This is a genomic window from candidate division KSB1 bacterium (genome assembly GCA_024655945.1).
Lineage (GTDB): Bacteria > Zhuqueibacterota > Zhuqueibacteria > JANLFK01 > Oleimicrobiaceae > Oleimicrobium.
In genome coordinates, this window is sequence record JANLFK010000002.1 from 199,609 (window position 1) to 212,822 (window position 13,214).

The following is a 13,214-nucleotide window of genomic DNA, read 5'->3' on the forward strand; positions in this document are numbered from 1 at the left end:
TTCCGGGAGGCTCGCCACAGCCGAGAACGCAGAGCCACAACCTCAATAGAATTGAGAGATAGCAGCGGCCGTTGAATGCCGGCAAAACCGGGGTGAAGCAGAGGCGGCAGGCCAGGATGGGGAGTTATTTCTCCCCGGGGAACCTTTTTTCCCATCTATCGGAGGACATCGCCTGTGTACCCCAGCGTAGAGGGCGGAATCGCCGTGGCTCAGGTGGCCAAGCGCCGACGAGGAGGCGAAGGGGGGAAAGACCACAAAGGTGCGGCGAGGCGGAGAACTGGTGGGCAAGTTCTGCGCTAAGGCTCCGCGGAGTTAAGAGACGTGGGCTGGTCGGATAGCCGTCGAGAGGGAAGCAGACTTAGCGGGCAAGAGGAGACCTAGGAACCAAGTCTTCTGCGTGCTCCGGGAGGCGCCCTTTACTCTCTGCGCCATCGCCCGCTGTCCATTCTCATTGCGCCGCCTGCGCGTGACGCGGTTGGGACTCGTGGCACAGTTTACCTGGCTTCACCGGCCGCCTGGCAGAAAGTCGCTTTTCGCCGCTCGAAAGAGGGCAGCTGCGCTACGGCGCAGGAAAACTGATGCTGAAATGAGTGCCCGGGCCGTTCCTCAGGAGCTGAATCTCCCCGTCCAGCTGGTCCACCAGGGTAGTGACCAGCTGCATGCCAAGGGAATTCGTCGCACGGAAGTCAAGCTCCGAGGGGAAGCCCACACCGTTGTCGGCGACAGCCAGCATGCAGCGGCCATTTTCCCGCTGGAAAGTCACGCGGATCATCCCCTCCTGTTCCCCGGGGAAGGCATGCTTGAGGGCATTGCTCACCAGCTCGTTGACGATCAGGCCACAGGGGATCGCCTGGTCCACCCCCAGCTCTACCTTCTGCACGGCAAGTTCGGTGCTCACCCGGCCATTGGTCGCGTAGGAGCGTACCAAGTTGCTCACCAAACCCTGCAAGTACTCCCCAAAGTCGATCTGCGAGAGGCTGGCAGAGCGGTACAGCTTCTCGTGAATCAGGGCCATGGACTTGATGCGGTTCTGGCTGTCGCGCAGCGCCTGCGTCGCCTCCAGTGAGGTGACCCGCTCGCGCTGCAGGTTGAGAAGGCTACAGACCACCTGCATGTTGTTCTTCACCCGGTGGTGGATCTCCTTGAGGAGCATCTCCTTCTCGCGCAGGGAGGCAGCCAGCGTCTCCTCGGCCATCTTGCGCGCGGTAATGTCCTGAGCCACGCCGTTCTGCCCCACCACGGTGTCGCCCTCAATCATCGGGTTGGTCATGAAGCTGAACCACCGCACCTGGCCGTCCTTGTCTACGGTGCGAAACTCCATGAACAGAGACCTCTGCCTGGTGAGCACCTGCTGCTTATAGGCCTGGGCAACGCGCGGCCGGTCATCCGGGTGCACGAAGCGCAGGTAGCGCTGTCCGAGCACCTCCTCCTGCTTGGTGAAGCCCAAGGCGCGCACCGCCGCGTCATTGGCATAAGTGATGCGCCCGTGCAGGTCGACGTTCATCAGGAAGGCCTGCGTGCCTTCCACGATGGCTCGGAATCTTTCCTCGGTGCGGCGCAACTGCTCCTCTGCGCGCTTGCGAGCAATGGCGTTGCCCAGCATCTCGCCCACCACGCGGAGGAGCACGAAGAAGGACTCTGGCCATTGGCGCTGGGTGCGAACAGAGTCGAAGCCAAGGAAGCCTATGAGTTCGCCTCCGGAAACCATGGGCACTACGATGAGCGACTGGATGCTCTGGGCCTGCAGGATTTCCTTTTCGGGAGCCGCCTCTTCAGAGAGGGAGGCCACGCACGGGATGTAGATGTTCTGCATGCTACGCAGCCTGCTCATCCACCAGGGGAAGGCATCGACTGGCAGCCTTTGCAAGTTATCGATCTCGGCGCTTATCCCTTCGGCCACCCACTCGTGGGTGCAGCTCATGGTGGAGCCACCATCGGAGAAGACGAACACATAGCTGCCGTCCACTCCGGTGAAGGAACCGACAGCCGCCAACGCCGCGTTGATCCCCTGTCCCACTTCGTCGGCACGCAGCCGGACAAAATCGCTGGCCAGCTTGGCGATGAGGTCTTCGAAGGCCAGCCGCTCCTTAAGGGCCTGCTCCACGCTGTGCCGTTCCTGAATTTCGCACTGCAGCACGGTGTTGGCTGCGATCAGTTCTGCCGTGCGTTCGGCCACGCGTCTTTCCAACTGCTCGTGAGCCTCGCGCAACTTGCGCTCAGCGCTCTGGCGCTCAGCAATCTCCTTGGTGAGTTCCATGTTCAGGCGGCGCAGCTCGGCGGTCTTGGCGCGAGAGGAGCGGCCGAGGAGGAGGTGGCATGCCAACCCCAGGCCAGCCAAGACCACAAGGAGCAAGGCTTTGATCCACCACGTTTGATGTGCAGAGACGCCCATCGGCCCGGGGACAAACCCTGCCTGGCACAGATTGCCACCATCCGCGCCGGGCTCTGCCCCCTCTGCCTCAGGCGCAGAGGACGCGGGACAGGCGCGGTGGAAGCATCCGCCCACCTTCCCAAGCGTGGGCTGCCGGACGGCCGTCCTGAGGCACATGGTTGGCGCCACTCCATGGGAGATAGCGGACCACTGCGCCGTAGCAGCCAGGCGTCCAGGGGAGAGCCACTGTGCCCCCATGACTGCCCAGGCAGTGAACAGTGCAAGAGCTGCATCTACCATTGCAGACCCGCCGCTTAGCAAGTACCTTCGACTACCGCAGTCCCTGCCCCCAGCAGGGGCCCATTGCCCCTTTCGACCCGGACGCCCACCGCCTCAGTGACGTTGGCCCTGGGGGCCAGTGGCTTCGTTGTTGAGAAGCCAGGCCAGACCCAGCTGCCGCACTGCCTTACGCAGGTAGCTCGTCGCCCCGAGGCCGTATGCCTGCACGAGGTCCTGCTCGGCCTCAGAAGCGGTGAGCACCACCACCTTGAGGTCCTTGGTGCGCTGGTCGCTGCGGATGCGCTGCAGGACCTCCAAGCCATCCATCTTGGGAAGCCTGAGGTCTAAGAGGACCAGGTCCGGCAAGGCTGTGGCGCCCTGTCCCTGGTAGCGACCCTGGCAGAACAGATAGTCCAGAGCCTCCGCCCCGTCCCGGACGACTTTGACCTCACAGGGCACACTGCTCCGGCGCAAGGCGCGCATGGTCAGCGCCTCGTCTGCCGGATCGTCTTCCACGAGAAGTATTCGCCGTCTCGCCCTCAATGCTACCCTCACGTTCAGGAAGGGTGAAGTAGAAGGTCGCCCCCTGCTCTACTTGCCCTTCGGCCCACACTTTACCACCGTGCCTGACCACGATGCGCTGCACGGTAGCCAGGCCAATGCCATTTCCTTCGAACTCGCTCAGCGAGTGCAGACGTTGAAATGGGACGAAAAGCTTGCTCGCATAGGTCTGGTCGAAGCCGGCGCCATCGTCGCGCACGAAGTAGACCGCCTGCCCATCCGCTTGCGGCGGGCGATGCTCACGCAGTTCACCGACTTCTATGGTCGCCGTCTGGTGCTTCGATGTGAACTTCCAGGCGTTCCCTATCAAGTTTTCCAGAACGACGCGGAGATATCCCTCATCTGCCCACGCGCTCATCCCTTCCGCAACAACAAAGTGCACCTGCCGCTCCGGATGGGCGAAGCTCAGGTCGGCAGCTATCTGCTTGGCCATGGCCGTGAGGTCCACCCGCGCGTAGCGGAGCTCACCCCGGTGACTGCGGGAAAACTGCAGCAAGTCGCTGACGAGCTGGCTCATGCGCTGTGCTGCTGCTCGCAGGTGAAGGAGGTACTGCCTGCCTTGCTCATCCAGCCGGTCGGCATACTCTTCCAGCAGCGCATGGGCAAATCCCTCGATGCACTGCAGCGGCGAGCGCAGGTCGTGCGAGACGGTGTAGTTGAACGACTCTAACTCCTTGTTCGCCTCGGCTAGCTCCACCGCACGCCGCCGGTTTTCCTCCACCAGGTCCTTATGCTCCAAGGCGTGTCGGATGGTGGTGGCCAGGTCCACTTCGTCGCACGGCTTGATGAAGAAGCGGTAGATGGCGCCGTCGTTGATGGCGCGGATTGCACCCTCTAAGGTGGCCTTGCCGCTGAGCATCATCCGCACCGTGTCGGGGTGGCGGCGCCGCACTTCTGCCAAGAGCTCGGAGCCACTCATGCCCGGCATCTGCTCATCAGAGACTACCACGTCCACCGGAACGGTAGCAATCAGGCGAAGCGCCTCTGCGGCCGAGGTAGCACAGAGGAGCTCGTATGGTTCTTTCCGCAAAGAACGGCGAAGAGCAGCCAACACATGCGGCTCGTCATCTACAAAGAGGACCCTATGCCCCATATGCCTGCCTTTCCGACGCCTGTAGCGCTGTCGTCTCTTCCTTCACTTTCGGCACCAACACGCGGATCGGTTCCCTGACGCCAATCCGTCTGGCAAAGTTCTGCAGTCTATGCAGGAGGGCCAAGCTTACTTCCTGCCCATCCTTTGCCAGCAAGAGGCCGTTGCGGGTAAATACATCTTCGGCCAGCACCATGGTGGTGTTCAGGTCACGCACCCGTACGAACACTCCCTCCATCTCCACCCGCAGCGAGGGCATGGAGAAGAGAGTGGCGACCAGCAGCGGTTGATAGTCTTCGTCCTGCATGGCCAAGGCGCCAACGGCCTGCTCACGACTGGCGCCAGCCAGAAGCCTGTTGTCGAAGGCAAGAGCCACCTTGATCATCTGCGCGCCCAATACCTCGGGCTCCGAACTCAACAGCTCGGCAAGCTCTTTGCATTTAGGGAAGCGCTCGTCCTGGCGGGCAATCATGGCCGTGACCCTTTCCAGGCGCGGGATGGCCCGCAAGAGCTTTTGCGCCACCATGGTGCGCGAGGCATACATCTCTTGCTCCTCTTCGCTGAGCGGCAAATCCGCGTAGACTTTCTCCAGCAACTCCTCCGGCAACACCAAGCAGCCGATTTGCGAGAGCGAAGCCGCCACCTCATACTGCCACTGCTCCTGCAGGCCAAGAGATCGAGCCATGTGGCGCACAATGCGTTTGAGCCTGGTGCTCTGGCTAAAGGCCAGCGGGTTGACCATGGCCAAGACCTCGCTGAGCACGTCCACCACGCCGCGCAAGGTGAGCTCGAGCACTTCGCGCTCGGCGCGCTGCAAGTGGTACTGGTGCAGCGCCGCCTGTAGGGCCTTGGCCAGGTGTTCGGGCGGGCAGGGTTTGGTGAGGAAGCGGAAGACGCTTCCTTCATTTACTGCCGCCATGGCCATCTGGATGTCTGCATAACCGGTGAGCACGATGCGCACCGTGTCCGGGCTCATGTCGCGCACCTTGCTGAGCACCGTGATGCCGTCCATGTCGGGCATGCGCAGGTCGGACACGACGACGGCATAAGGCCCGTCCTTCTCAAACTTGAGCAGTGCCTCTCTGCCGCCGCGTGCGGTGTCCAGCGCGAAGCGAGCGTGGAGAATGCGCTGATACCCGGCAAGGATATTCGCGTCATCATCGACGCACAGGATGCGGTCGTTCATGGCGCCACCCCCTGGCTGTCCAGTGCAGTGTACAGCTCCTGCCATGCGGGCAGGGTACGACTCAGGCCCAGCCTCTCCAGGTACTCCTGGTCAAGCTGCTCATCATTGCGCGAGCCTCCCGGTTCTTGCGCGTGGTCCAGCGCATTGGCAATATGCACTGCGGCGAGGGGGCTCGGCTGGTTGCCTTCGCAGCGCTGCGGCCTGTGATGATAAGCCAGCGCTTCCACCACCGGGTCCGGCAGGCCCCAGAGGCCGAGCAGATAGGCTCCCACCTCCGCGTGGCCGGCGCCAAAGTGCTCCTCTTCGGCACGCTGCAGGGTGAGGCGCCGCTCTCTGGCGGCCGCCACCGCCTTGTTGTACTCCTGGGGGAAATTGGCGGCAAGAACTAACTTGCCGGCATCGTGCAACATCCCGGCCATGAGGGTCTCGTTCACAAAGCGCGCGTCCGCGCGCCAGCGCGGCGCAAGCTGCCGCGCAAGGGCGCACACGCGCATGCTGTGCTCCTCCACGGCTTGCAAATCGAGGGCCGCCATCTTGCACTGCTCCAGCTGCGCAAAAACACCCACAGCCAGCACGAGCGCGCGCACCGTCTCCATGCCCAGGTAAATGGTCGCCTGCACCGGGTCACCGATGGACTGCTGCAGGCCAAAGTAGGCCGAATTGACCAATTGCAGCACCTTGGCCGTCATCCCGACATCCTGGGCGACTAATTCGCCCACGGTGTGAATGGAGCCGCCCGGTGCCTGCAGCTCTGCCAGCACTCTCTGATAGAGCGTCGGCAGACTTGGCAGGGTGGTCATGTCCGCCACCAACTTGGTAAGCCGTTCCTCGGAAAGCACCTGCCGCAGGCCGCACGCCCGCCTGATCACTCTGCGCAGCAACTCCGAGTCGCAGGGCTTGGCCAGGTATTGGTGCGCGGTCCCCACCGAGCGCAACACGGTCTCGCGGTCGGAGTAACCGGACAGCACAATGCGCACCGTCTGGGGCTGCATCTGCCGCGCACGCTCCAGGAGTTCAGCCCCGTCGATGCCGGGCATGCGCATGTCGGTGACCACCACGTCGAACGGTTCTGCCCGCAAAACGGCCAGTGCCTCCTCGCCGCTGGTCACAAAGCGCATCTCCCATTCCGCGCGCATGGGATGCAGCAGGCGCTGTAGCCCTTGCAGCACCTTGGGCTCGTCGTCCACGAACAGAATGCGCCTCTTCATCGCCCTCTCTCCCACTACGCCCCGTTAATGGGCAAGCGCACGATGAAGGTCGTTCCCTTGCCCTCCGCCGTCTCGAAGGTAATAGAACCCTTGTGTTTCTCAACCACCACGCAGTGGGCGATGGCCAATCCCTGTCCTGTGCCGGTGCCCACAGGTTTGGTGGTAAAGAAGGGATCGAAGATGCGGTGACGGATGGCCGCGGGGATGCCCGGGCCCGTGTCGCTGATGCGCATCTCCACCCAGCCGTCGGTGCGGTGGGTGCTGATGGTGATTTTCCCCTTGCGCTCCGGCCGCGCCCCCACCACGTCCTTAATGGCGTGGGTCGCATTGAGGAGAATGTTGAGGATCACCTGATTGATTTCGTTTGGCAGACCCTGGATCTGCGGCAGGCTATTGTCCAAGGCCATCTCCACATCTGCGACGTACTTCCACTCGTTGCGAGCCACCGTCACCGTGGTCTCGATGGCCTTGTTGAAGTCCACCGCCGTCTTCCCTTGCCCGCCCGGATGGGAGAAGGCGCGCATGGCCTGCACAATGTGCGCGACCCTGTCCACCCCCTCCAGCGTCTGGTCGATGGCCAAGGGGATTTCCCCGGCCAGGTAGTCAAGGTCCACCTCCTGTTCCAGCGCATCGATGCTGGCCACCAGCTCCGGCCATGCGTCGTCCTGGCGCGCTGCCTCTTTCAACTCTCGGTACTTGTTCACCAGGCCAAAAAGCCCGGCAAAGGAGTCACGCAGGAAGCGGGTGTTGTCGCCGATGAACTGGGTGGGCGTATTGATCTCGTGCGCGATGCCCGCGGCCAACTGACCGATGGACTCCAACTTTTGCGCCTGCAGAAATTGCTGCTGCAGGATCTTGTACTCGGTGACTTCCTCGGCTGCCATCAGGAACCCTGCGGGCCCGCCCCGCGTGTGGTAGGGACTAATGGTCACGTTCAGAAACCCCTCGCGCTCGTCGGGGCGCTGGTAGCGGAATTCTTTGAGGGAAATGGCGGCTCTCCGCTCAAGGCAAAGGGCGATTTTCTCTTCTATGGCCGTCCAGGACCAACGCACCGGGCAATCGCGAAAGCGCTGTCCCACCGCCTGCTCTGCGGCAATGGCGAAGACCGCTTCGGCCTGTCCGTTCCAGTGCACTACCTTCCCTTCGGCATCCACACCGATGAGCACCGACGGCACCGCTGCCAGGAGCTCTTCGTTCTGCTTGTGCACTCTGACAAGTTCGCGCTCTGCGACGTGCCGGTACAGGGCGATCTCGACGGCGATGTGCAGCTCCCGCGGCTCGAATGGCTTCAGCACATAGCCAAATGGGGTCGTGACCTTTGCCCGTTGCAGGGTCAGGTCGTCGGAATTGGCGGTGACGAAGATAACGGGCACCTCCACGGAGGCAGCAATCTCTTCAGCAGCCTTGACCCCATCGATGTCGCCGCGCAGCTTGATGTCCATCAGCACCAGGTCCGGGCACGTCTCCTTGGCCTTGGCGATGGCCGCCTCGCCGGTGGCGGCGATGCCCACCACCTGGTAGCCCAAGTCGCGCAGCATGCTCTCCACGTCCCTGGCGACGATCGCCTCGTCTTCCACAATGAGAATGCGAGGCCTGTCACTCATGCTCTCCCTCCACCCTCGGTCACGGCATTCTCCTGCACGCACTCCTGTCTGCACGCGTCCGGACTGGAAGAACCGGTCGTTGCGCCGGCGCGCGTCGCCTGCAGCGCCTTGGCCAACGCCGCGGCCAACACCTGGAGCTCGAACGGCTTCTGCAAGTAGCCGGCAGGCCCAGTGGCCATGGCACGCTCATAGGTCTCCTGGTCGGTGTTGGCGGTAAGATAGATGACCGGGATGCCGTAGCGCGCCTTGATCTCCTGAGCAGCCTGGACGCCGTCCATGTCGCCGCGCAGCTTGATGTCCATCAGCACCAGGTCCGGCCTGGTGAGGCCCGCCTTGTCGATGGCCTGCTCTCCAGTGGCTGCCAGCCCGGTCACCACATAGCCCAGGCGCTGCAACATCCCTTTCATGTCCAGCGCCACGATCTGTTCATCCTCGACCACGAGTATTTTCGGCTTACCGTCCATCGCCACTCGACCCGTAGACGTGATCGGACTACCCGGTGCAAGAACCCAAACTTATGGCACCCCTCGTGATTCACCGCGACGCCGGGAAGGTGATGACAAACTCGGTGCCCTGCCCTTCGCTCACCAGCTCGATCGTCCCGTCCAGCTGATCGGTGAGCGTGGTCACCAACTGCATGCCCAACGACTCGGTGTTGTGAAAGTCCACCTCCTTGGGGAAGCCCACGCCGTCGTCCCGCACGCGCAGCACGATCCTGTCATCCTCATGGTACATGCGCACCTGGATGGTGCCGGAGTCGCGGCCGCGGAAAGCATGTTTGAACGCGTTGGAGACCAGCTCGTTGATGATCAGCCCGCAGGGGATGCCGGCGTCCACCCCCAAGGCGATACCGTCCGCCTCCACCACCAGGTTGATGTTGGCCTTGCTCTCGTAGGAACGGGCCACCTGACCAGTGAGCGTGCGCACGTAGGTGCCAAAATCGATGTGCGAGAGGTCATTTGACCGGTAGAGTTGTTCATGGATAAGGGCCATGGAGCGCACGCGATTCTGGCTCTCGTTGAACAGCTCCAAGGTCTTGGGGTCTTCGATGTAGTTGGACTGCAGGCGCAGCATGGAGGAGATAACCTGCATGTTGTTCTTGACGCGGTGGTGGATCTCTTTGAGCAAGACCTCCTTCTCGCGCAGCGAGGCCTGCAGAGCCATCTGGGCCTTCTTTTGCGCGGTAATGTCGCGGCTTATGCCCACCAGCCCGCTGATCTTACCTTCCGCATCGCGCACCGGCACCTTGGTGCACAACAGCCACCCGGGCTCGCCGTTGGGGAGAATCGTCTCCTCTTCCCGGTTGGCCGCGGGCAGCCCGGACTCCAAGATGGCGCGGTCCTCTGCCGCAAAGCGCTCTGCTACCTCAGGCGGACGGAAGTGAAAGTCCGTTTTGCCCAGCGCTTCCGCCTGCGACTGCACGCCCAGCGCATGGAGATGGGCGGCATTGTTCAGGGTAAAGCGCATCTCCGCATCCTTGGCATAGATGCGGTCGGGCAGACTGTCGATGAGGGTACGCAGCAGATTGCGCTCCTCAGCTAAGGCCTGCTCTGCCCGTTTGCGCGCCGTAATGTCCGTGGAAATGCCAAAGGTGCCAATGATACGCCCCTGCTGGTCGCGCAGCGGCAATTTGGAGGTGCGCACCCAGGTCACCGAACCGTCCGGCCAGGTCTCCTTTTCCTCAGTGCCCACGATGGGCTCACCCGTGCGGATGATGTTCTGCTCGTCCTCGTATGCCGCGCGTGCATGCTCCTCGGTGAAAAAGTCGAAATCAGTCTTACCAAACGCCTGCGCCGGGTCATCGATACCGAATTTTCGCAGCAGGGACCTGGTCACCCTTATGAAGCGGCTCTGCGTGTCTTTGAAATAGATGGTGTCGGGGATAGAATCCATGAGCGCCCTCATCAGCAACTGCTCGTCCGCCAAGGCCTTGTACAGGCGGGCATTGGCCAGCGCAGTGGCGACGTGGCCGCCCATAGTGCGCAAGGTGGCGACGTCTTCGTCGGTGAAGGCTGCTTCCTGCGCGCTCTGGATGGTCATCGCGCCCAGGACCTCGCCCCGGGCGATCAAGGGCAGGGCAACCTCGGAACGCGTCTCAGGAAGAAATGGATTGGGCAGATGCACCGGGTCGTCCTCCACGTGCTGCGCCACGCGCACCTGAGCGTTGGTGATGCACCAGCCGGTCATCGACTTACCGCCCACGGGTATTCTGTGGCCTTGCTCCACCAGGTGCTGCCCTTGCGGCCCGGTACCGGCGCGCAGCACCGCCCATTGGCCACTCTCATCGACCAAGTAGAGGCCGACGTAGGTGAAGTTAAAGCGCTCCCGCACGAGGTTAACCACTTGCGCAATGAGCTCGTCGGGGTCAAGGATGCTGGTAGCAGCGCGCGCCACCTCGGCGGCCGTCTGCAACTGCAAGGCACGGCGCCCCAACGCCGCCTCCGCCTGCTTGCGCTCGGTGATGTCGCGAATCACCGCAAAGGTAGCCAGCCGCCCCTGATAGGTGATGATGGTGACATTGGCCTCCACCTCCACCTCGCTGCCATCTTTGCGCCGGAAGGCCGTCTCATATCGCGACGGCACCTCCTCGCCGGCGCGACGGCGCCGCTGCCGCTCCATGAGCAAGGCTACCCCTCGCTCGGTGTAGACGTCGCGGTAGTCCTTGTTCGCCAGCTCGTGCGGTTCATAGCCCAACAGGCGAGCAAACTGCGGGTTGAAAAAGACAAACCGGTCATCCTGGCTGATGACGATGGCGTCGTTGACGTTCTCCACCAGGAGGCGGTACTTCTCCTCGCTGCGGCGGAATTCCTCTTCCGCCCGCTTGCGCCGAATGGCACCGGCGATCTGGTTGGAGACCACCTGCACCAGCTCCACATCACGCTCGCTGTAGAGGGAGGGATCACGGTAGCTTTGCAGGGCGATCAGCCCGATGACCTCCTGACCATCCATGAGCGGCACCCCCAACCAGACCAGAGGCTTACTGCCCCTGAGCCTGAGCTGGCCACTGCTCACCAGCTCCTCGAGCTCAGGCCCCCTGACCAACAAGGGGCAGCGCCCGTGAATGACCCGCGCGCAGAGCGAGTCGTCTGCCGACAACGAGAGCGGTTCTGCATAGCTGTCCCTCTCGTCCACCCAGTAGGGAAAAGTGACTTCGTCCTTGTCCGCATCATAGAGGCCGACGAAGAAGTTGGTCGTATCCACCGCTTCCACCAAGGCGGTGTGGATTTCCCGAAAGAGCTCTTGCAAACTGAACGTGCGATTGGCGGCATTGGATATTTGGTAGAGCAAGGAGAGCAGGGTCATGGCCCGCCGCTGATCGGTGATGTCGGTGGCCAAGGCCACGGTGCCCATCACCTTGCCCTGTGGGTCGTGGAGCGGTGCCCAGGTGCAGCGCACCCAGAAGCGCTCGCCACTCTTCTTCTGCAGCTGGGTCTCGTGCTCCGCCAGTTCCCCGTGGAGGCAAGAATCTATCCACGTCCCCGCCACGGCCCGCTCCTGCTTGGGAACCAACAAGCCGACGCCATTGGCACCGACTAACTCCTCGAGCGTGTAGCCCACCATGGCGCAGAAGCGTCGATTGGCAAACCGGATCAAGCCCTGTTCGTCGAAGTAGATCAACCCCTCATTCATCCCTTCGATGATGGCCGCCAGGCGTTGTTCGCGATCATGGAGAGTCTGCTCCGCCTTTAGTCTGACCACCACGCCGCCCACCTGCGCACAGACCAAGCACAGCGCCCCGCGCGCACGGGGCGGCACCTCATCCCGCCTGGTGGAAGCGACGTTCATGCACCCCACCACCTTGCCTTTGTGCAAAAACGGGATCACGCCGATGGCGCGCAGGGGACCGCACACGGACTTCCCCAGGCTCTTGGTCAGTTCTGCATAACTGGTGAAGACAGACTTGCCTTTCTTCACCAGCTTGGCATTGGGACAATCGGGACCATAGTGGTTCACCTGCGCCACAAACTCTGGCGGGAGGCCGTGCTCGTACACGAGATCCAACGCCCCGGTGGCCCCGTCCACCAAGTAGATGCCGCCGCCATCCATATCAGCAATGTCCAGCGCCGCACGCAAACACAGGCGCAGGCACTCCTGCACGTCGGTGACCTGGCTGAGCGCTATGGCCAACTCCAACTGCTTCGCCTGCACGTGCGCCGCCCACTCTCGTTCGCTCACGTCGCGCACCACCGCAAAGGTGGCCGGCCGCCCATGGTGATCGACGATGGCCACGTTGACCTCCACGTGGAGCTCGCTGCCATCCTTCTTGCGGAAGGTGGTCTCGTAGCGCGACGGCACCTCTTCGCCCCGCTCCCTGGCCCTGGTGCGGCGCGCGAGGATTTCCAACCCCTGTTCCGTGTGCAGCGCTCGGTAGTCCATGGTCATGAGCTCTTCGGGCTCGTACCCCAACATCTCGGCAAACCTCGGATTGAAGAAGATGAAACGATGCTGCTGGCTCATGACGATGCCATCATTGACATTGTCCAAGATCAAGCGATAGACTTCCTGCTCATGGTGCGGTGCGAGGGGGGCCGCTCCATTTGCAGCCAGAGAAACGAGGACCAGTTCGGCATCGTGAGAGACAGGGGCAAAGGTTGCGCCGACCCAGGTGGCCGCGCCGCTGCTCCCTCTCAGTGCCAGCTTAACAGCTACTGGCTGATGGGAGGAAGCGAGCTCTTGCAGCCACTGCTCGACGCACTGGCGGTCGTTTCCATCGACCAGCTGACGAAAGCCCTTGCCAGCGAGGTTGTTCGAGAGAATCCCATTGCCCAGCAGCTGGCGGCATGCCGCATTGGCATACACCACGCGCCCTCGGTGCAGCAGCATCACCGCAGTGGGCATGTTGTCAAGAACCGGACGCAATTGTGCCAAGGTACGCTTCCAGGTCTGCGCTGTTGCACGCTTTCTGCAAGCTATT

Annotated in this window: 8 protein-coding genes; all 8 read right to left on the reverse strand. The window is 62.5% G+C overall.

Annotated features, from left to right (window positions below; translation table 11 throughout):
* Positions 1 to 559: 559 nt before the first annotated feature.
* Complete coding sequence (locus tag NUW13_03865) at positions 560 to 2,671, reverse strand: PAS domain S-box protein (protein ID MCR4438163.1); 2,112 nt, start codon at positions 2,669 to 2,671, stop codon at positions 560 to 562.
* 93 nt (positions 2,672 to 2,764) lie between these two features.
* Positions 2,765 to 3,133, reverse strand: coding sequence for a response regulator (locus NUW13_03870; GenBank protein MCR4438164.1), 369 nt, complete (start codon positions 3,131 to 3,133; stop codon positions 2,765 to 2,767).
* Positions 3,099 to 4,304 carry a response regulator gene (locus NUW13_03875; GenBank protein MCR4438165.1) on the reverse strand — a complete coding sequence of 402 codons (1,206 nt, stop codon included), beginning with the start codon at positions 4,302 to 4,304 and terminating at the stop codon, positions 3,099 to 3,101. Before NUW13_03875 ends, NUW13_03870 begins: the two co-directional genes overlap by 35 nt.
* A complete protein-coding gene (locus tag NUW13_03880; GenBank protein ID MCR4438166.1) occupies positions 4,294 to 5,487 on the reverse strand; it encodes a response regulator in 1,194 nt (397 codons plus the stop codon). The genes NUW13_03875 and NUW13_03880 overlap by 11 nt, the downstream gene beginning before the upstream one ends.
* A complete protein-coding gene (locus tag NUW13_03885; GenBank protein ID MCR4438167.1) occupies positions 5,484 to 6,695 on the reverse strand; it encodes a response regulator in 1,212 nt (403 codons plus the stop codon). The genes NUW13_03880 and NUW13_03885 overlap by 4 nt, the downstream gene beginning before the upstream one ends.
* A 14-nt stretch (positions 6,696 to 6,709) precedes the next feature.
* Positions 6,710 to 8,299 (reverse strand): response regulator, encoded by a 1,590-nt coding sequence (locus NUW13_03890; GenBank protein MCR4438168.1) that lies wholly within the window; start codon positions 8,297 to 8,299, stop codon positions 6,710 to 6,712.
* The gene (locus tag NUW13_03895) at positions 8,296 to 8,763 is read right to left on the reverse strand and encodes a response regulator (protein ID MCR4438169.1); all 468 of its coding nucleotides are present in this window, start codon (positions 8,761 to 8,763) and stop codon (positions 8,296 to 8,298) included. Before NUW13_03895 ends, NUW13_03890 begins: the two co-directional genes overlap by 4 nt.
* Before the next feature lie 70 nt (positions 8,764 to 8,833).
* Positions 8,834 to 13,168 (reverse strand): PAS domain S-box protein, encoded by a 4,335-nt coding sequence (locus tag NUW13_03900; protein MCR4438170.1) that lies wholly within the window; start codon positions 13,166 to 13,168, stop codon positions 8,834 to 8,836.
* Positions 13,169 to 13,214 lie beyond the last annotated feature (46 nt).